This is a genomic window from Paenibacillus sp. FSL H3-0310 (genome assembly GCF_038002785.1).
In the GTDB taxonomy this organism is placed as follows: domain Bacteria; phylum Bacillota; class Bacilli; order Paenibacillales; family Paenibacillaceae; genus Paenibacillus_AQ; species Paenibacillus_AQ odorifer.
The window spans coordinates 2726788-2747055 of sequence record NZ_JBBODC010000001.1 but is presented as its reverse complement, the minus strand read 5'-3'; the positions used below and the strand labels follow the sequence as shown (position 1 = coordinate 2747055).

At 44.4% G+C, this 20268-nt stretch carries 17 protein-coding genes; 13 read left to right on the top strand and 4 right to left on the bottom strand.

Annotation, left to right across the window (positions count from 1 at the left end; genetic code table 11):
• Nucleotides 1–6 precede the first annotated feature (6 nt).
• Both MHH63_RS12445 and MHH63_RS12440 read right to left on the bottom strand, forming a co-directional pair.
• The gene (locus MHH63_RS12445) at nt 7–819 is read right to left on the bottom strand and encodes a class I SAM-dependent methyltransferase (RefSeq protein ID WP_076130506.1); all 813 of its coding nucleotides are present in this window, start codon (nt 817–819) and stop codon (nt 7–9) included.
• 309 nt (nt 820–1128) lie between these two features.
• Nucleotides 1129–1812 (bottom strand): helix-turn-helix transcriptional regulator, encoded by a 684-nt coding sequence (locus tag MHH63_RS12440; protein WP_076278535.1) that lies wholly within the window; start codon nt 1810–1812, stop codon nt 1129–1131.
• Nucleotides 1813–1978: 166 nt separating this feature from the next.
• Here MHH63_RS12440 and MHH63_RS12435 point away from each other — a divergent pair, with 166 nt between their 5' ends.
• The 7 genes from MHH63_RS12435 (at nt 1979) to MHH63_RS12405 (ending at nt 8588) form a co-directional block, all read left to right on the top strand.
• Nucleotides 1979–3382, top strand: a complete 1404-nt coding sequence (locus MHH63_RS12435; RefSeq protein ID WP_339187058.1) for an MFS transporter — start codon at nt 1979–1981, stop codon at nt 3380–3382.
• A 21-nt stretch (nt 3383–3403) separates the two neighbouring features.
• Nucleotides 3404–3760: a HesB/IscA family protein gene (locus MHH63_RS12430; protein ID WP_076130520.1), complete on the top strand. Its 357-nt coding sequence runs from the start codon at nt 3404–3406 to the stop codon at nt 3758–3760.
• Nucleotides 3761–3783: 23 nt separating this feature from the next.
• Nucleotides 3784–4068: a HesB/YadR/YfhF family protein gene (locus tag MHH63_RS12425; RefSeq protein ID WP_341171600.1), complete on the top strand. Its 285-nt coding sequence runs from the start codon at nt 3784–3786 to the stop codon at nt 4066–4068.
• 155 nt (nt 4069–4223) lie between these two features.
• Nucleotides 4224–5021, top strand: coding sequence for an AraC family transcriptional regulator (locus MHH63_RS12420; protein ID WP_341171599.1), 798 nt, complete (start codon nt 4224–4226; stop codon nt 5019–5021).
• Between the two features lie 208 nt (nt 5022–5229).
• Nucleotides 5230–6540, top strand: a complete 1311-nt coding sequence (locus MHH63_RS12415; protein WP_341171598.1) for an NtaA/DmoA family FMN-dependent monooxygenase — start codon at nt 5230–5232, stop codon at nt 6538–6540.
• 25 nt (nt 6541–6565) lie between these two features.
• Complete coding sequence (locus MHH63_RS12410) at nt 6566–7615, top strand: NAD(P)/FAD-dependent oxidoreductase (protein ID WP_341171597.1); 1050 nt, start codon at nt 6566–6568, stop codon at nt 7613–7615.
• A gap of 25 nt (nt 7616–7640) precedes the next feature.
• Nucleotides 7641–8588, top strand: coding sequence for an ABC transporter substrate-binding protein (locus MHH63_RS12405; RefSeq protein ID WP_076307854.1), 948 nt, complete (start codon nt 7641–7643; stop codon nt 8586–8588).
• Between the two features lie 131 nt (nt 8589–8719).
• Here the strand turns inward: MHH63_RS12405 and MHH63_RS12400 are convergent, their stop codons facing one another.
• Nucleotides 8720–9898 carry a serine hydrolase domain-containing protein gene (locus tag MHH63_RS12400; RefSeq protein WP_312151162.1) on the bottom strand — a complete coding sequence of 393 codons (1179 nt, stop codon included), beginning with the start codon at nt 9896–9898 and terminating at the stop codon, nt 8720–8722.
• A 332-nt stretch (nt 9899–10230) separates the two neighbouring features.
• Between MHH63_RS12400 and MHH63_RS12395 the strand changes: the two genes are divergently transcribed.
• Both MHH63_RS12395 and MHH63_RS12390 read left to right on the top strand, forming a co-directional pair.
• Complete coding sequence (locus MHH63_RS12395) at nt 10231–12150, top strand: AraC family transcriptional regulator (protein WP_341171596.1); 1920 nt, start codon at nt 10231–10233, stop codon at nt 12148–12150.
• Between the two features lie 273 nt (nt 12151–12423).
• Nucleotides 12424–15720, top strand: coding sequence for a chitinase N-terminal domain-containing protein (locus tag MHH63_RS12390; protein WP_341164826.1), 3297 nt, complete (start codon nt 12424–12426; stop codon nt 15718–15720).
• A 137-nt stretch (nt 15721–15857) separates the two neighbouring features.
• Here MHH63_RS12390 and MHH63_RS12385 read toward each other — a convergent pair whose 3' ends face one another.
• Complete coding sequence (locus MHH63_RS12385; RefSeq protein WP_248548635.1) at nt 15858–16511, bottom strand: hypothetical protein; 654 nt, start codon at nt 16509–16511, stop codon at nt 15858–15860.
• A gap of 305 nt (nt 16512–16816) precedes the next feature.
• Here MHH63_RS12385 and nikB point away from each other — a divergent pair, with 305 nt between their 5' ends.
• Genes nikB through MHH63_RS12365 form a run of 4 tightly spaced genes read left to right on the top strand, consistent with a single transcriptional unit; the run spans nt 16817 to nt 20268 of the window.
• Nucleotides 16817–17731: a nickel ABC transporter permease gene (gene nikB, locus MHH63_RS12380; protein ID WP_256716026.1), complete on the top strand. Its 915-nt coding sequence runs from the start codon at nt 16817–16819 to the stop codon at nt 17729–17731.
• A 23-nt stretch (nt 17732–17754) separates the two neighbouring features.
• Nucleotides 17755–18600: a nickel transporter permease gene (gene nikC / locus MHH63_RS12375; protein WP_076279698.1), complete on the top strand. Its 846-nt coding sequence runs from the start codon at nt 17755–17757 to the stop codon at nt 18598–18600.
• Entirely contained in the window at nt 18597–19382 is a 786-nt protein-coding gene (locus tag MHH63_RS12370; RefSeq protein WP_076126508.1) for an ABC transporter ATP-binding protein, read from the top strand. The genes nikC and MHH63_RS12370 overlap by 4 nt, the downstream gene beginning before the upstream one ends.
• Before the next feature lie 37 nt (nt 19383–19419).
• On the top strand, nt 19420–20268 hold the full coding sequence (locus MHH63_RS12365) for an ATP-binding cassette domain-containing protein (RefSeq protein WP_076217688.1): 849 nt from the start codon (nt 19420–19422) through the stop codon (nt 20266–20268).

Genomic DNA, 20268 nt, shown 5'->3' with positions numbered 1-20268 from the left:
CGGATGCTAGAGTTTTCTTGCTTTAATTACAAAAGTTACAGGAAGCATCTTTGCTTTTTTTGCAAAATCGCTTTTATCGTCCCGCGACTGCATAAGTTCATCATCAGATTGCTCAATCATTTGCTCAATAACAAATCCAGCTTTAGATAGCGCATTCACATAAGTTGATAATTTACGATCCGATAAAGTTAGCGTACTTTCATCAAGAGATACTGAATACCAAGATTCATCGAAATAACATTTTTTAAAAACAAGCATATCATTTTCTGCAACAACACATTTGTGTATAGGGTGAGACCAGCTGAAAATAAATGATCCATCTTTTTTAAGGTAAGAAGCAATCCGGCTAAAAGTACCCTCAAGGTCAGTTGTCCAGCCTATGGCATAAACCGAATATACAAAGTCAAAATAATCCTCTGGCAGGCCACATTCTTCTTCCATGGGTGAGCAGATCAATTTTGCTGAAAGACCGTGCTCCGTCAAAAGTTGCCTAGTCTTTTCGATTTGGTTCTCTGCTATATCCGTACCCCATAGTTCAGATGCATTGCGTTCCCCCAGATATTGCAAAGATTGACCGCTTCCACAGCCTATCTCCAGCAACTTTTTCCCTGAGACATCACCAAAAAGTTGGCATTGTTCTTCCGATACAAATGCTCCATAAAGAGGAAGTGCAGTAGCTCCTAAAACTTCATTTCCTTTTGTATCCCAAAATAAGCTGTTTGTTTCATGAATAGTATTCGTATCCATATCGACCGAGATGGCGACGCCAACCTCACCAGCGCCTATAACGTTTGTTCTATAACCAGAATTTTTGTCCATGCAGACACCCGCCCCAAATACAGATTATATAAGCCTAAACATATCTCCCGACTTGCGCGTAATCCCAATAACATATATCGAACACGAACAAGCTGAGGGATTAACCATAGAATAATCTATCATTTTTCTATGAACTTAACTATCCATAATTTTCCACTAAAACTCCTATTTGTGAAATAAAGCATGATATGACCGTATCAGAAAAGGAAAGTTATGCCCCACGAATTTGTTACAATATGTAAAACCGCTGCAGGGTACCACTTCAAATTATGAATATTTCAACGGGAACACCTTCCCTTAGTGGCGCGGTCATTCGGCATGGCAGCTTGGAAACAAGAGCTTATTTTGTCTAACCGTATAAACACAGTTTCTTCCTCCCGCTAATATGTACTCCCCCCGTTCAATATGAACATTATTACCTAGAACAGTTTTAAATAGATGTAACTCATTTTTGCATAACCCGGTACATACAGCAGCAGCTTCACAGATCGGGCAATGTTTCTCAATGAATAAAAGACTGCCATCATCCTGCTCCTTAACCTCGGCCATATACCCTTCACTTGTTCGAATCTCAGCCAGTTTCTCCAGCTTCACTCTAACGTCTGCTGTATCACCAAGATGCTGAAGATATTGTTCTTGCATATTCTTATTTCGAACAGCCAGCAGCTTGTCCAGCCCCTCATTTCCGAAAGCTTCTTTCATGGAATGGATCAGACTGACGGATAAATCCGAATATCCACTTGGGAAAAACCGATCGGCCGCGGGGGTTAAGATCCATAGCTTGGTTGGCCGCCCCATGGGACGGGACTCTTCTATATTAGTAACCAGCCCTTCTTCTTTCAGCGCATTCAAATGTTGACGAATAGCCATTCCAGATAGCGAAAACTGGGAGGAGAGTGCCATAACATCCATTCCCCCTTGTTGCTTTAACAGATCAATGATCGCTCTTCGGGTCTTGGTTGAGACATCCTTTTTGGTTTGATTTCGGCTCATGTTGCACCTCCTACTGAAACAACTAAATCTACATCACAGACTACATTTTAAACAAAAATGTTGACAAAGTCAAAGCTGAACTGTAGCTTAGACATTATAAATAAAAATGTTTACTAAGTGTCCGGATACGATGTATACATACCAATTTTCTTGGAGGTCACATTTCATGTCGTCTAATCATCAAAGTATTTTCAGCCCACGTTATTTTGCACTATCCATAGGTATTATTCTGTCAGTGATGGCCGTTGGATTCGAAGGCCTGTCCGTAACTACCATTGCCCCTTCAATTGCTGGAGATTTGAACGGCCTTAGCCTGTTTGGCTGGATATTCAGCACGTATCTGCTTGCGCAGATTATCGGAACTCTGGTCGTCGGTCGAATCATAGATAGAAGAGGACCTGCAGTACCGTTCACTATCGCACTTCTTTTGTTTATCGTTGGGTTGATTGCTGCCGCAACATCAGGCGATATGTATACCATGATAGGATCACGGGCCATGCAGGGTCTGGGTGCCGGAGCTATGATGACTTGTGTGTACACAGCAATATCCTTAAGCTACCCGGATAAATTACGCGCCAAAATACTCGGAGCATTTGGTACGGCCTATGTTCTTCCGTCCATGCTCGGTCCATACGTTGCAGGTCTTATCGCAGATCAGTGGTCCTGGCGGTTTGTTTTCTGGGGAATATTACCGATCCTGATGATTTCAGCACTGCTTAGTTTACCTGCGTTCACGAAATTAAAAACACCGAAGACGCAAGGGGATATCGGAGCTTCATCAACTTGGAATGCGTTACTGTTAACGATGGGTACAGGGATTTTCTTAGTTGGTCTAAGCATGCTTCCGAGCATTATGGGATTTGTTTTAGTCATTATCGGCTTAGTACTTATGATATTTCCGCTCCGCAAACTGCTACCGAAGGGAACTCTTACGCTTCGAAGAGGCATGCCAGCTATTCTGGCAACACGTGGGCTGTTCTTCGCTGCCTATACCAGCACACAGAATTTCTTGGTATTGGCTCTAATCGATGTGAAAGGAATAACGCCTTCTCAGGCCGGATTGATTGTAGCGAGTGCTGCGTTGAGTTGGTGCGTCATAGCGTATCTGCAAGGACGATGGGATTCGGCAGATCAGGGCCGTGGACGGCATACGCGAATTATTCTGGGTGTATTGCTGCTTGCCATAGGGATTACTATCGTATTTTGGATACCCGTTGTGACCGTTACCGTAGCAGTTATTGGACAGATCATCGCTGGAATCGGCATTGGATTGGCGCATCCGATTAGCGGTGTTGTGGCGTTTTCTCAGACAGGAGAAGGAGGTGTCGGCAACACCTCGGCTAATCTGCAATTTGCGGATTCTTTTACACCCGGTGTAGTTATCGGGATCGGCGGTTCCATCCTTGTGGTTTGTCAGGCTGGCGGAATGTCACTCCAATCCGGATTAATTGTAGCAATGGGTTTCCATCTCTTGTTGATTGTAATGAGTTTATTTGCGAGCACTCGGATCTCACCAGTAGCTGAACAAATAGGAACGGGTATCCAATCTTTAGGTTTGAAAAACAAATAAACGAAGGAGGAGTTCACAATGATCATCGAGGTCAGTGACAAAGCATCAGAAAAAATCGCCGAAATCTTATCAAGTGCGAATATCCGAAATCCATTTCTAAGAGTGGGTGTTGATGAAGGGGGATGCAGTGGACTATCCTATACCCTAGTCGTGGATGAGCAGCAAGCAGAAGAGGATATTATATTAAATAAACAAGATTTTAGTATATTGGTTCACCCGAATAGTATTCCATATATTGACGGGCTTGAAATTGACTATGAAGAGAGTGGAATGGTAGGCGGATTCACTATGAATAACCCTAATGCAAAAGCTTCATGTGGATGCGGAGCCAGTTTCAGAATGGCCAATTATCGTGGCGAAATAAAAAAATGTGATTAAACAGCAGAAAGGAGAGAAGAGGAATGATATCATTTGCAGTATCCGAAAAAGCATTGGATTCATTTAAGAATGAATGGGGTTTGGAAGAGGGGCAATATGTAAGAATTTATGCAAAATATGCCGGTGGAGGCTCTGATGCTTTCACTGTTGGAATTAATGCAAGTGCTATACCGATCGATCCCGCATGGGTTCAATCCATTGGCGGATTTCATTTCTTTGTTGAAAAAACTGATGTTTGGATTTTACAGGATGAACTTCTTCAAATTGATTGTAATGAAAACGGCATATTTTCAACCAAAATCTCCTGAGCATCTTCTTGGGTTGCAATTTACAGTAGAATATCTACTACACTTCTAGCAATTTCGCATACTATTGTCTATACTGTTTTAAATAAATATCAGAATTGGATCTGATTTTTATAAGAAGCATGGTGCTAGAAAGCTGGTGCAGAGCATTGATAAATTTGGACAAATTAGCAAAGGCATTTACTAAAGGTGTCTATGAAATAGAAGATAGACGCCGCTTAGTCATCCAGCCCAAAAGCTTATTAAGTGAATTCACCACCGTTAAGCATGGATTTCTATTTATCATTCGCGGGGGAGCCAGAATACGTGTGAATGGAACGGTATATGAATTACGGCCAGGATCAGTTTTTCATGCTGCTCCGGGCATGCAGATGGATTCGCAGGTTATAGGACAATCTGAGCTCGAGTATTACTCCCTTTTTTATAAATTGGATATGCCGGAAGAATTGAATAGTACTCACGAATTTGACTCTCATTTCAAGCTGGAGCCGGGAGCGAATCTAAAAATTATTGAATTACTAATTATGCTCCATCAGAATGCCCATCCATCCGGAGAAATTGGGAAGCTGCGTATCAAGGAGTTGTTCTTAAGCCTGATGCACCAGGTTCTGATTGCGTGCAGTTACAGAGAGAACGATCGTTCTCCGAATCAAAGAATGGTAGACGAAGCCCTTGCGTATATTAAACTTCATTATATGAATTCACTTACACTTGGTGAGTTAGCGGAACAGCATGCAATGAGTGCCAACCGCTTCTCTTACCTCTTTCATAAATATACGGGACTACGACCCATCGACTATGTCGTTAATTATCGTTTGGAACGGGCCTGTGAATTACTCAAAGCAGGTAATTTTCCTATCCGCGAGATTGCTGACCGTGTCGGTTATGACAATCCACTATATTTCAGCCGATTATTCAAAAAGAAATTCGGTGTATCTCCCTCTGCCTATAAATAATGTACATAATGAGCTTCTTGTACTTGAACTACGTCTGCAGCTACTGGTGATAAGCCAGAAGTGCAGACTTTTTTTATTTAGATTAAATAATGATGCATGCTGGATTTGAGTTTTGTACATTTGAATTTATTTAAATTTTTGATAAACTCAACTTTGTAACTGAGAATCATTATCAGTAAATTGATTTATAAATGAAAGGCTGGTAGATATGACAGAAAAAAGACCCAAACAATTATGTATTGGCCTGTCCTTAAATGCAACCTGGATGAAAGGAGACGGCTGGCGGCATCCGGATAGCAGAGTAGAAAAGATGGAGTCTATTGATTACTATATTGATTTGGCAAAAATGGCTGAGAATTCAAAGCTCGATTTTCTTTTCAGAGCTGATTATCTGTATGTTAGCCCGCAGATGTTAGGAGATTCCTCAAATTTCGGCAGCCCAGACCCTGCATTGTTTTTTGCAGCGATAGCTCGTGAAACCGAGCGGATCGGACTGGTAGCGACGATTTCCACTACTTTTAATCCGCCGTATGTTGTTGCAAGGCAGCTGCAGTCCTTACACTGGCTGAGCAATGGACGCGCCGGCTGGAATATTGTCACTTCTATTGAAGGCGCCGATAATTTCAGCGACTCACCTATGCCGTCACCGGAAGAGAGATATGCCAAGGCTATGGAGTTCACGGATGTTGTATGCAAGCTTTGGGAGAGTTTTCCGAATGAAGCGATTGTTATCGACCGTCAGTCAGGTATGTTTTCGGATAAGGATAAAGTGGCTGCCATTAATCATTCCGGGGAATTTTTCAGTGTAAAAGGGCCGCTTACTTTACCTGCTCACAAGTCAGGAACACCGCCGCTATTCCAAGCTGGGGCTTCGGATATTGGACGGAATTTCGCCTCATCTGTAGCTGATGCTATTTTTGCCGCAATGCCGGATATCGAATCGGGAGTGGAACTAAGGAATGATCTGAGAAGAAAAGCGGCTGAGCAGGGCCGTGATCCGGATGCTATCAAAGTTTTGCCGGGCTTATATTTTTTCCTGGCCGATACGCGCGAAGAAGCACTTGAATTACATAAGGCTGCACATGCGAATTTAAGCCTTGAACGCAGACATGCTTCGCTTAAATCGGTGCTGGGTCTTGATTTAAGCGGTTATCCCTTAGATAAGCGAGTAACTGCCGATATGTTACCCGATTCCAGTCAGGCCGTCCGCAGCCGGACTCATGCTGAGTTGTTACGGCGGTATATTATTAAAAATCAGCCTACAGTGAAAGAAATCTTGGACAGGCCGGAGGTTGTCGGATCTGCACATTGGGTATCTGTCGGGACAGTCGAGGATGTGCTGAACGATATTATTGAACGGTTTGAAGCGGGGGCTATAGATGGCTTCATCGCCCTGCCAGGCGGTTCGGAACAATCTATGGAGCTGTTTTTTGAGAAGTTGGTACCGCAGCTGGTTGAAAGAGACTTATTCCGGAGCGAATATACGGGTAGCACTTTCCGTGAGCATTTAGGGATTTAAAAAAGAGAAATGAGGCGATTGAACGATGCATGAAGAGGAATTGTTTGATGTTACGATTATTGGCGGCGGTCCGGCTGGATTATTTGCTGCATTTTATAGCGGACTCCGTGAAATGAAAACCAAAATTATAGAATTCCAACCTGTGCTTGGCGGCAAGGTGCATGTCTATCCGGAAAAGATGATCTGGGACGTGGGAGGCTTACAGCCTATTCTTGGCTCACAGCTTATTGAACAAATGGTTGGTCAAGGGATGACTTTCCAACCAGAGGTTGCCTTTAATGAAAAGGTCACATCCATCTCGAAAGATGAAGCAGGTTACTTTATTTTACACACGGCCGCAAACCGGAAGCATTTCACTAAAACTGTCATATTGGCCATTGGAGGAGGCATTCTGAAGCCGATCAAGCTCGAAATCGAGGGTGCCGAAAGATTCGAAATCACAAATTTGCATTATACGGTGAAGTCACTTGCCCGCTTTAAAGAGAAGACTATCCTAATATCGGGAGGCGGCCATTCTGCTGTTGACTGGGCGAATGAACTGGCTCCGATTGCCAAAAAGGTGTTTCTGACGTACCGGAAAGAGAACTTAACGGGGCATGAAGCCGATATTTCACGCTTGGCAAACAATGGCGTAGAGTGCTTGTTAAATACTTCAATCGAAAAGTTGATTGCCACACCGGATCACGAAAGAATAGGGACTGTACTGCTAAAAAGTAATGACAACGGAGAGGGATTTGAGCTGTCTGTCGATGAGGTCATCATTAATCACGGTTATGAGCGCGACAAAGAACTGCTGGTGAACAGTGAAATTAAAATGGATCTGTGGGAACACCGGATTTCAGGATCAGTAATGAGCGGGACATCCGTGCCGGGTATTTATGCGGCAGGGGATGTTCTACATCATGAGGGGAAACTGCACCTGATCGCGGGGGCATTCCAGGATGCTGCCAATGCGGTAAACCAAGCCAAACAATACATCACACCGGAGGCAAATTCGTCCGGGATGGTGTCTTCACATAATGACCTGTTCACGCAGAAAAACCGTGATTTAATGAAGCATTTATACAGACAGTAATGATAACAACTCAAGGGGGAGCCAAATGAAAAGACTATATGGATGGATTGCATCCTTAATTATACTAGCAGGATTACTGGCTGGGTGTTCCGAAACTTCAGTCACGCCTACACCAGAAGTTGGCAAGATCGAAGAAGCAGGATGGCCAAGAACAATTGCGGATGCCAGCGACAATGGAGTGGTGCTCAAGACACGACCTGAGCGTATAGCGGTTCTGCATCCCTTGTATTTAGATTACTTTTTTGCTCTTGATACGCCTCCAATCGCATCAACTAACGCAGCGGAAGCGATGAAGGATTTTGCTACTTTACAGCCTTACGCTGGAACTGCTGAAATCATTGATTTGGGCAGCAGCAATGCGAATCTGGAAATGATCATGGAAGCAAAGCCTGATGTGATTGTAACCTTCAAGGGTTCTGTTGATAGCAATTATGAAGAGTTGAATAAGATTGCACCAGTCATCTTAATTGACTACACCGATACCTGGGAAAAAACGACGATGCTGTGTGCTCAGATTGTTGGTAAAGAGACATTAGCGGAACAAGCCATTAAGGAAACCCAAGAAATGATTGCAAAAACAAAAGAACAGCTAAGTAGTCTTGAGAATAAAACCTTTGCTTTACTACGGGTCGACGGAAAAGCTAATTTTAATGCTCAAGGCTCTAAAAACACGATGTACTACAATCAAACTGTAGGCTTCGGGTTGTTGCCACCGAAGGGATATCCTGAAGAGGGAGGGGCCCTTTCTCTGGAAGGGATATACAGCATGAATCCTGATTATATTATTATCCAGCATGATATGGATATCGCAAAGGCAGCCATCAAGGACAAGGAAACTTCGAACGTGTGGAACTCACTGGAAGCAGTGAAAAACAATCATGTTCTAATCTTTGATAACTCACTCAATAGCGCAAGTATCCTGGCTGTCCGTTTGGCTGCAGATCATTTTCTGCAATTGGCGTCTGAACAATAAATTTATTAGTAGATCCCATTTACGTTGAAAATTCATTAATAAAAACGAAATTCGCGCTGATAAACTTTATAGTTTCTTTATATTTTAAAAAAAGACACGCACGATTTCACATATCGTACGTGTCTTTCGTCTTATTTTAAACTACTAAACACTATATTGCGTAGCTTACGCGTGATCGACATAGTACCAGCATCTTTTTTCTGGACCATAAATAGTATTGATAAATCATCTTGAGGACTGTTAGTAAAATAGGCACCTAACCAACCATCCCAACCATATTCGCCAATGCTACCAATGAACCCGGCTTTCGCAGGGTCAGTCATAATACGCATCTGATTCCCGTAGCTGTGACCACACAAGGTATGCCAATTATCGAAACCTTTCTGTTGCCTATTTGTTAATGATGCTGAGGTCAAAAAGTCAATTGATCTAGGTTTCATGAGTTGAACCCCGTTAAAGGTCCCTTGATTTAACAGCATCATTGTAAATTTAGCTGTATCATCAATAGTTGATGCTAAGCCCGCACCTCCTGATTCAAACGCTGGCGTCCGATCCATCTGATGAATGATACCAAGATGATTTCCTGAGTATAGTTTCAATCGTCCTGCACCATCATCCTGATATGTTTTGGCTAAACGGTTTCTCTTATCCTCTGTCAACCAAAAATCTGTATCCTGCATATCCAAAGGATTAAATAGTTCCTTTTTCAAGAATTGCCCAAACCGCATTCCACTAACTGCCTCGATAATTGCACCTAGTATATCTGCCGAAGCTCCATATTGCCAGTTTGAGCCTGGATCAAACGATAGAGGACCTTGTCCCATTCGACTGGCAAATTCCAACGTACTCATTGGATTTCCACTTAACAAACGGGAGTCCAATTCTTGAAAAAGTTCATATGAATGTTGACCAGCTAAATCAGGACCATCATAAAGAATTCCCGATGTCATATTTAGTAAATCGTGAATATTGACATCACGGCTCGCCTGAACTAATTTACCATAACTAACGACCAACTGGTTCTTGAAAGTAGGTATGTACTTGCTGATTGGATCAAATAAGTCAATTTCTCCTCGTTCTAGCAACATCATAATAGCAGTGGCAGTGACCGGCTTTGTCATTGAATATAGTCTATAAATTGAATCCCTTGTAATAGGGCGTCCCGTCTCAAGATCAGCCAATCCATCATTGTGATAAAAAGCTTCTTTACCATTCTTAATTACCATAATGCTTGCACCTGCGATTTCATAATTGTTTATACTCGCTTTTAATGTTCCTTTTAATTGGGCGATTGTGTTTATATCCAGCATTCCCCGAACAACCTCTTTTCTAAATAAATTTCACTAGCTAAGTAATAGATTAATCCTGTATTTATTTGTTAACCATGAGTAAAAGAAATCTCATACAAATCAATATACAGAATTAAAAAATACAAATATATATAAAATTCCCGCAGTTCAATACAGAATTATTATTATATTGACTTATAGCAAAGAGACGATAACGGTTGACTACCGCATGTCGCTCCACCATCTACAATTGAAAGAGGAACGTAGTAGAGACAAATAAACGAAATAAGCTGTTATTGATAATGGTTATCATTTATGATGAGGATTAGACAGATAACGGAGGGGTAGTCATTATGTACAAAAGCAATGAAATATTGCTTTGGGACCAAGCGACGGTCAAGTTATTGGATGTACGCCATATTGAAAGAGTTCAAGGTGAAATTCTTCATAAGTACAAGATTCCTGCCAGTATATTTTTACTTTCGGTACAAGGGAGCGCTCAAGTTCAGTTAGATCACTCTGAATTTTCTTTTACAGGATTTCAAGTCCTGCATAGCGGGAAAGGGGCGATACTTAATATTGTTCCGACAAGTAAGAATTTTGTTTACTATATCATTTATTACCGTGCATGGATTCAAGAGGAGGATCTGTTCCAATCACAATATTGTTTTTCCCCTGATGCACCCATTTTACTTTATAACAAAATGCAATTGATGTATCAAAAATGGAACGAGCAAGAAGAGAGACTCAACGTAAAATCACTTTTTTATCAATTCATTCATCAGGTTTTAAAAGAATTACATAGAAAAGAGACTGAGGTGAAACAGACCAGTGTTGCAGTCCAAGTAATCACCTACATTCAGGAGTACTATGCGGAGCCAATTACATTAGATTCTCTTGCGGAAGTATTTAATTTCAGTGCTTATCATTTGTCATCCTTGTTTAAAGAGTACACAGGTATGAGTCCGATTGATTACTTAATTCGGTTTCGGCTTGAACTTGCAACAGAGCTTTTAATGACAACAGATGCTTCGGTCGGGGAAATATCAGCAAGCGTTGGTTATAAAGACGTATATTATTTCAGCCGAATTTTCAAGAAAAGAAAAGGTGTATCCCCTGCACATTTTAGAACAAAAGAGTCACAGCGGCCAAAAGTTGCTGAAAGTCCATTAAACTTCCCCACATCCTCTATTTTTGAACCCATCGCTCAACAGTATATTAATAATGATAATCATTATCATAATACGGAAAAAGGGGAATTACATATGTTTAAAATGACAAAATCTCAGACGACGGCTGCTTTACTGCTTTGCGGTTCTCTATTATTAGGTGCTTGCTCAAGTGGGACGGGTACTGCTACGAAGGAACAAAGTAATGGGAATGGAACCGTAAATCAAGCAACATCAGAAGAAAGTACGAACACTCGAATAGTATCAACGCCTAAGGGAGATGTGGAAGTACCAGCAGAGCCGAAAAGAGTGGCGGCTGACCAATATATGGGGCATTTATTGAAATTAGGAGTTGTACCCATCGGAGCAAGAACGTTTATGCTGGATGAAGGCTGGATGGAAAAAGCGGACATACCCAAAGAAACGATCGAGAAAATTGAGGATTTAGGGGATTTCCCTTTAAATTTGGAAAAATTAACGATGCTAGATCCGGACTTAATTATCGGTTCGATCAATGAGAACATAGAACAATATGAGAAAATTGGGACCACTGTTTTTCTGCCTTATTGGGAGGGGTTAAAAACAGCAGGGCCGCTTGATAAATTTAGGAGTGTAAGCAAAATATTCGGAAAAGAAAAAGAAGCTGAAGAATGGATTACGGAATATGAACAGAAAGTAGCTGAAGCAAAGTCTAAACTTGCCGGGGTTATCAAGGAAGGGGAAACCGTTTCGATTGTTCAGTTTTCACAAAAGGCGGTATACGTCTTAGCGGCAAAGGGAGGAAACTATGGTTCTTCCACTATATACAATATGCTTCAGCTGCCTCCAACAGAAAGTGCAAAAAATATGGCGGAGGGATTTGAATCGATTTCATTAGAAGTGCTTCCAGAATATTTAGGTGATTATGTTTTTGTTTATAATGGCGATGCGGATGCTACCAATAAAGCAATGGAAAGTAACATATGGAAAGGCATCCCTGCAGTGAAAAATGGCAAAGTTTATTTGTATGGTGATAATTATCATGATGAATTCGTAATGGAAGATCCTTTTTCATTAGAGCTTCAGCTTGATACGATTGTGAATTTGTTACTTGGTTATCAGTAAATTAGGAGAGAGCGAAACGGAGCATTTATCCGTTTCGTTTTTTTTTGCTAATATGCCGATAGTCCAATCCTTCATCATAAGCCTCAGCAACTGTGACTTTTTTCATAATACCCTTTCTATATTCGACCCGTTTTATAGGCCAAAAGTATAATTTTTACAGCAGTTTACATAAATCTATCTTTTTTTTAATTGTTTTGAGATAGGATAGTAGATGTCTAACAGGTGGGTATTTATGGTAATTACTCACCGGACTATATCTTGAGGAGGAAGGGTATGAAGGAGAAGAATTCAGTTTGGAAAAAGAGGCTGATGAACAGCACTCTAGCTGTGGCGGTGGCCGTACCACTTCAGCTGTTCACGTTCGGAGCCGGTTCGGCGGTATTCGCAGAAGGACCAAACGATCCTGCGCCGTACATTGAGGCCAAAGTCGTCAATGAGCATGCAGGCCAGAAGATCCTGTTCGACAACACCCATGAGCAGACTGCGGGAGCAGCCGATTGGGTGATTGACGGCGCTTTTTCAGACTTTGGGAATGCCCTTGCCCAGGAAGGCTATTATGTCAAAGAACTCCGCAAGACGACTCCAATTACTTTGAGTGATCTTTCCGATTATGATGTCTACATCGTCGCCGAATCCAACGTGCCCTACAAAGCAAGCGAGCAGCTTGCGATGGCGGAATATGTGGAGGATGGCGGCAGTATTTTCTTCATCGGTGACCATTATAACGCCGACCGCAACAAAAACCGCTGGGATGGTTCAGAAGCTTTCAACGGCTACCGCCGTGGAGCATGGGACAATCCAGCCAAAGGCATGAATGCCGATGAGGTCGCTTCTGCAGCCATGCAGGGTGTGGTTAGCTCTGACTGGCTGGCGGACGAGTTCGGTGTCCGTTTCCGCTACAATGCGCTTGGCGACATTAACGCAACCAACGTCGTAGCTCCCGATCAAGCCTTCGGCATTACAACGGGCGTATCAGCGGTAGCTATGCATGCCGGTTCCACGCTGGCCATTCTAGACCCAACCCGTGCGAAAGGTATCGTCTACCTGCCGCAAACCAATGCTGCCTGGGCCAATGCCGTAGACCAGGGGGTCTATAACGGCGGCGGTGTGGCAGAAGGTCCCTATGTGGCAGTTGCTAAAAAAGGCGCCGGCAAGGCAGCCTTCATCGGTGACTCATCTCCTGTAGAGGATGCAACACCGAAATACCTGCGCGAAGATACCGGCGCCAAGAAAACAACTTACGATGGCTTCAAGGAAGTGGACGATGCCACACTGCTGGTTAACACCGTGAACTGGCTCGCCGAGCAGGAGAGCTATACGGATTTCACCCAGGTGAATGGCCTGACGCTAGATCAGCCGACAACACTGCTGCCATTCGAGGAGCCGGCGCTGTCCACTGAGCCGCAGCCGGAGCCTTGGGCTCAACCTAATGCTGGCTACAAATGGTATGATCGCAGCACCTTCAAAGCAGGCTCCTACGGCGGACCGGCAGCCACTGCAAGTGCGGTTTATAACTTCACGCACCAGGCTGTGCTGCCAAATGCACAGAATTTTCAGATTCGGGTGAGTGCAGATAATCTTCCTGCAGGCACAAGCGTATCCGGCTTCCAGGTAGGTGTCTACCAGGTAAGCAGCGGCGCCCAAATCGCCAAGATTCAGAACAGCGACGGTACCTGGCCAAGCAGCTACGGCTATAGCTCCTCATTCAATCTGACAGCTGATCTGAACGGTCATGCCTATAAGGATCTGACGATCCAGATCAAGCCGGGCACCACAGCTGCATCCAATCTGCGCCTCCGCCAGAACAGTACAAACCTCAAGACTGAATCGGTGACGCTGGGCAATGTTCCTGCTGAACCGCTTCCGGCTGAGGAAGATCCCATTCCGGCTACAATCTCTATCAGCGACTCCCGGGCTAAGGCAGCCGGATCACTGGTAACGGTGGAGGGGACCGTGACGACTGAGCCGGGTATCTTCGGCGGACAGTCCTTCTATCTCCAAGATGGAACCGGTGGGGTTTATGTCTTTCAGAGTCAGAGCGGCTTCCACGTTGGCGATAAGGTCAAGGTAACAGCGTCCACCGCATTGTACAACACAGAGCTGGAGCTGACAGAAGCAGTGCAAATTGCGAAGACGGGCACGGCGACACTGCCGCAGCCGATTGCGGCGAGTATGGTGAATGATGCCAACCAAGGCCAATTGGTTCAACTGAACGGTGTGACCGTGGCGAACATTATCAACGCTACGCCAAGCGGCTCCTTTGAATTCGACGCCGTCAATGCCGACGGGACAAGCAATCATGTGCGCGTGGATGCCCGGACAGGCATTACTAAGGATAACTTCCCTTATACAGAAGGACAGAAACTTAATATTACAGGTGTTTCCGCAATTTTTAAAGGCATCTACCAGCTCAAGCCGAGAAGCCTCGATGACTTCGCCGCAGCAGCAGAAGAGGGGGCTCCGGTAACAACGGCGACGCTTTCTGCCGAGCCTAATGCTTCCGGCTGGTTTAACCAGCCGGTCACCGTTACCCTGAAGGCGAATACAGATACAGCTAATGTTTATTACTCGCTGAACGGCAACAAGGAAGCTGAGTACAGTACACCTGTGAACCTGAAGGAAGATGGGCGGCATACATTGACATACCATGCTGTGCCGGCAAAAGGCAAAGCGGAAGATCTAAAGACGCTGAACCTCAATATTGATACGGCTCCACCGGTTGCCGAACTGAAAGAATCCGGTCATGAGGTGAGAGATGTAGAAGAAGGAGCGCAGCTTTCCTTTGAATTGACTGCTGACGATGTATTGTCAGGTGTAACCTCGAAACAGCTTCTATTAGATGGAAGACCGATTGCCGAAGGCCAGACCCTGAGCGCCGCCGATTTAGGCGCCGGCCCCCACACCGTGAAATACATCGTGCATGACGCGGCCGGCAATACAACTGAAAAGAACAATACGTTCCAGGTTATTGGCGGCCAGGTGATTGCGTCTGGTAAGCCAGGACAAGCTGTGCTATCCTCCAACAGCAGCTATGCTAATGGACTTAGTGATGGTAACTATACAGTCACCATGAACCTATGGTGGGGTAATAACGGCACGAGTTACAAACTCTATGAGAACGGCACACTGATTGATTCCAAGACACTGAAAGATGTATCGCCGGCTGCCCAGACGGCAAGTACAGAGCTTCATGGTAAGGTGAACGGCACTTATGTTTACACTGCGGAGTTAATCAACAAATATGGCACGACCAAGAGCGATCCGCTTACGGTCACCATAAGTGACTCCGCGCCGGGTAAGCCGATACTATCCGAAGATAACTGGGACGGAGATGGCACCTATAAGGTGTCGATGAATCTGTGGTGGGGGACTAACGCTACAGAATACCGCCTGTATGAGAACGGGGAGCTCATCGACTCGCAGCCGCTGAATGCCCATACGCCTTCGGCACAAAGTGCAGCAACCACTATCAGCGGACGCACTGCCGGTGTGTACGAATATCGGGCGGAGCTGGTCAACGCGGCGGGAGTGACTGCCAGTGATACGATCAAGGTAACGGTCATCCGCTAAACAGACTGACAGTAACAATAAAAGTAAAAAACGAAGAGCGCCGGATTCCAGGCCGCTCTTCGTTTTTTACATTACCATTAGTTCAATTGTGCCTCGCAAAAAGCCCTGGTTCGCACCAGGGCTGCAAATCATGTGGATTATAGGCCGCTATCATCGGTAGTTTCGTAACCATAGTCGAAGGTCTCGATAGTACCATCATCATATTGAAGTGTGAGCTGGTCAATAATAATCGTATGTATTGTATTCTGATATGTAAAATCACTGAAAATAAATAAAGTATCATTGGGCTCAACCGGCCCCACATATTTAAGCGAAAAGCTGCTCTTACCGTTCAGCTGATCATTGGAAGGATCGCCTACTGGATTAAACGTGCTGATGTGGGCAGTGTAATAATTGATCCTTTTTCCAGTTAAGTTGTCAGCTTCCCAAGTAAGCTTAACAGCATCGGCAGAGTTCGTACTATACTTGAATTCTAATGGCGCACCAATCCCTTGACCGGATGGGGTATCTGCTACTGACAGATCTTCAGAGTCATCACCAACGGGTCCAGTATCATCGTCCGAAGGCATATCTTCCAAGACAACGGCTTCCGGGGAAGGTGAAGGTGAAGATTCAGTAGGATCTGATTCAATAGGATTGGATCCAGTAGTGTTGGATTCAGCAGCAATAGCAGCTTTATCTGCGGTACTAGGCGGTATTTCTTCGATAACGGGATTACTTGCCACAGTCTGCCCATTCAAGCGTGTTTCAACGCTAGGGGCCACGTAAATTCCTAAAAGAAAAGCTATCATGATGGATAAAACATAGATGAGGACTAGATTGAACCGACTCAAATACACACTTCCTTTATTGTTATTTTTAATATGAACCTACTTATAATGACATGATTCCTAAGGATTTGACAATATTATTGTGAAAAATAGTTGCGACTGTGCAGAGACCAAATGTTTAAAGATCAACTCATTTAATAGGGGTTGATTTTTTTATGTCCTACATAAAATAAATCAATTTAAGACTATTAATTTAAAAAGATTATGCTATAATCGTAATTATTACGATTAAGATTTTGGAGTTGAATGCCATCAATCGATACTTGTTGCAACGCTTATTGCAGCTCATCCCCGTGCTGCTCGGCATCTCTTGCATTACCTTTGCGCTGATGCATTTAACACCAGGTGATCCAGCGGAGATCATGCTGCGTGCTGACGGCATCAAACCTACGCAGGAAGCTATTGAGGCGACCAGACATACACTTGGTCTGGATGGTCCTGTACATAAGCAATATTTTCACTGGTTGAACCGGGTATCCCATCTCGATTTTGGCTTATCTTACAGCAGCGGTCGTCCAGTGTTCACAGAGCTGATGAGTCGTTTTCCGGCAACTATACTGCTCAGTGCCTGTTCCGTATTGTCCGCTATTCTTATTGCCCTGCCGATAGGAGTGGGGTCTGCATTATATCCGGGTAGAATGCTTGATCGACTGGGAAGAGTATGTGCAATGCTCAGTGTTTCAATGCCAGGATACTGGCTAAGTCTGCTTCTGATTTATTATGGTGCGGTGAAGTTTAAGCTATTTCCTGTGATGGGAATGGATGGGGTATCCAGTGTCATTCTACCTGCCTTCACACTAGGATTTGGTATGGCAGGAGTCTACATCCGCTTGATTCGTTCCAGTCTCCTAGACGTTTTGGGCAAGCGTTACATCACAGCAGCTAGAGCTAAGGGGCTGCAGGAATGGAGAATAATCATTCGGCATGCACTTCGTAATGCGCTTCTTCCGAGTCTTACCCTCCTTGGGGTTAACATAGCGGGGCTATTAGGCGGTTCCGTTATTGTTGAAACTATATTTTCTTGGCCGGGAATTGGTAAGTATGCCGTTGAGGCGATTTTTGCGAAAGACTATATTGTCATTCAGGGTTACGTATTATGGATGGCTGTTGTCGTTGTCCTGATTAACTTGACAGTGGATTTATTACATCTGCTGCTGGATCCGCGAATCAGGCTGCGGTGACGATTTAGAAGGAGCGGATTGTCATATTTCGTATTAGCTTATTTAAGAATAAGGGAGCAAGGTTAGGAGCGGGCATAGTACTTTTGTTCATATCCGTTGGACTCTTTGCCCCATGGCTTTCACCTTCCGATCCGCTGCAGATTCACATGGAACACAAACTGGCTATACCTTCCTGGCAATACCCGCTCGGTACGGATCATCTGGGACGCTGTGTCTTATCCCGGTTAATCTATGGGACCCGAACCTCCCTAAATTATTCGTTTATGGTGTTGATCGTTGTTTTTGCGATTAGCATCCCTGTTGGTTTACTGGCTGGTTACGCTGGCGGCAAGATCGATCATTTGATTATGCGGATCATAGATATATTGCTTGCCTTTCCCAGCTTAATCCTATCACTTGCTATTACAGCCATGCTAGGTCCCAGTATGAAGAATCTGCTAATCGCATTTGCTGCTGTCTGGTGGACGGGGTATGCCAGAGTGATACGCAGTATGGTCCTTCAAATCAAGGAAAGTGAATATATTACAGCGGCCAAAGCGTCAGGCACTTCTCATTTACAAATTATTTTCAGGCATATTCTGCTGAACGCAGCCCGGCCTATTCTGGTTCTTGCTTCTATGGAAGTGGGTACGATTATGCTCTCCATTGCGGGTTTGTCCTTTCTGGGTTTGGGAGCTCAGCCGCCTACACCGGAATGGGGAGTAATGCTGAACGACAGCCGTGCCTATATTCAAACGGAGCCGCGGTTGATGCTATTTCCGGGAATGATGATCATGCTGGCGGTTCTGGGCTTTAATCTGTTGGGAGAAGGCTTGCGACAACCAGAGCGTGCTTTCAATTCTGTAGTAAAGTGGGGGGCCAGAATATGATGGCAGAGTCTCCACTGCTGAAGGTCAGTCATTTACGCACCTGCTTTCACACAGGCAGTTATAAAGTTACAGCGGTTGATGATGTCAGTATCGAGGTGAAATCCCGGCAGATTGTCGCACTTGTAGGTGAGAGCGGCAGCGGTAAAAGTGTTACGGCAATGTCCATATTAGGATTAGTAGATTCTCCAGGCATAGTTGAGAGTGGAGAAATCTGGCTTAAGGGTAACAATCTACGTGAGTGCTCCAGCCGTCAGTTACAGAAACTTCGGGGAACAGAAATGGCTGTTATCTTTCAAGATCCTATGAACGCGCTGAATCCGGTACTTACTATTGGCAGGCAGATCATGGAGACGATTAAACTGCACAAGCGTATATCGGGAAAAGAAGCAAAGCTGCTTGCCATGAGGCAGATGGAGCAAGCAGGGCTCAGCGAGCCTAAATTGCTTTTCAATAAATATCCTTTTCAAATTAGCGGTGGTATGTGTCAAAGAGTAATGATCGCCATCGCCCTGGTATCCGGAGCACAATTGCTAATTGCAGATGAGCCTACAACGGCATTGGATGTAACCATTCAAGCCCAGATTCTTAAAGAGCTAGACCGAATCAGATGGACGAACAATGTCGGCATCCTATTAATTACCCATGATCTTGGCGTTGTTGCGGAGCTTGCAGATTATGTATATGTGATGAAGTCCGGGAAGATTGTGGAATCAGGCAATGTGTTTGAACTCTTTTCTAATCCCGTGCATCCCTATACTAAATACTTAATGGAGTGCAGATAACAACGGTAATATTACATTTTTCAGGGACGTGGTGATCTTGAAGTTATTGAAAGCGGTAAGCCTGAACAAGAAATATGGGATGGAAAGGGGGTGGTTCACACGTAATGCCAGAAGTGTTCATGCCGTCAACAACCTGTCTCTCAGTCTGGAGAGCGGTGAGACCCTTGGTTTAGTGGGGGAAAGTGGCTGTGGTAAGAGCACTTTGGCCAGACTTCTGCTGGGACTGGAGAAACCATCCTCCGGAAGAGTTATGTACCGGAACGAGGATTATACGGATTGGACCTTTAGCGAAATGCGCATGATCCGCAGGAAGATGCAGATGGTGTTTCAGAACAGTCTGGCTTCATTTAATCCGTTGTTTACGGTAGAGCAAATTATCGGGGAGCCTCTTCGAAACTATGGAGAGAGGAAGGCTGGAGCCCGCAGGGCCACGGTAGCAGACACACTTGAGCTTGTGGGACTTGAAAGGCGGCATATTCACCGCTATCCGCATGAACTCAGCGGCGGACAGCAGCAAAGGGTCGGAATTGCGCGCGCAATCGCCTTGCGGCCGGAGTTGATTATCTGCGATGAACCTTTCTCAAGTCTCGATGTCACCCTGCGAAAGCAAATGATGGATCTGCTGCAGGAATTGAAGCATGAGCTGGGATTATCCTATGTATTCATTACACATGACTTGTCAGTTGTAAATCGTTTTTGCGACAGTGTGGCTGTGATGTGTCAAGGGGAAATTGTAGAGAAGCAATCGGGTGCAACCATGTTGCAGCAAGCAGACCACCCTTATACAAAAACATTGCTCTCCTCGGTACCTGTGCAGGACCCCCGCTTAAGAAAGAAGAGACTGGGAGAGGAGTGGCAACCCAGCCATTCCTATGATGTTAAGTAG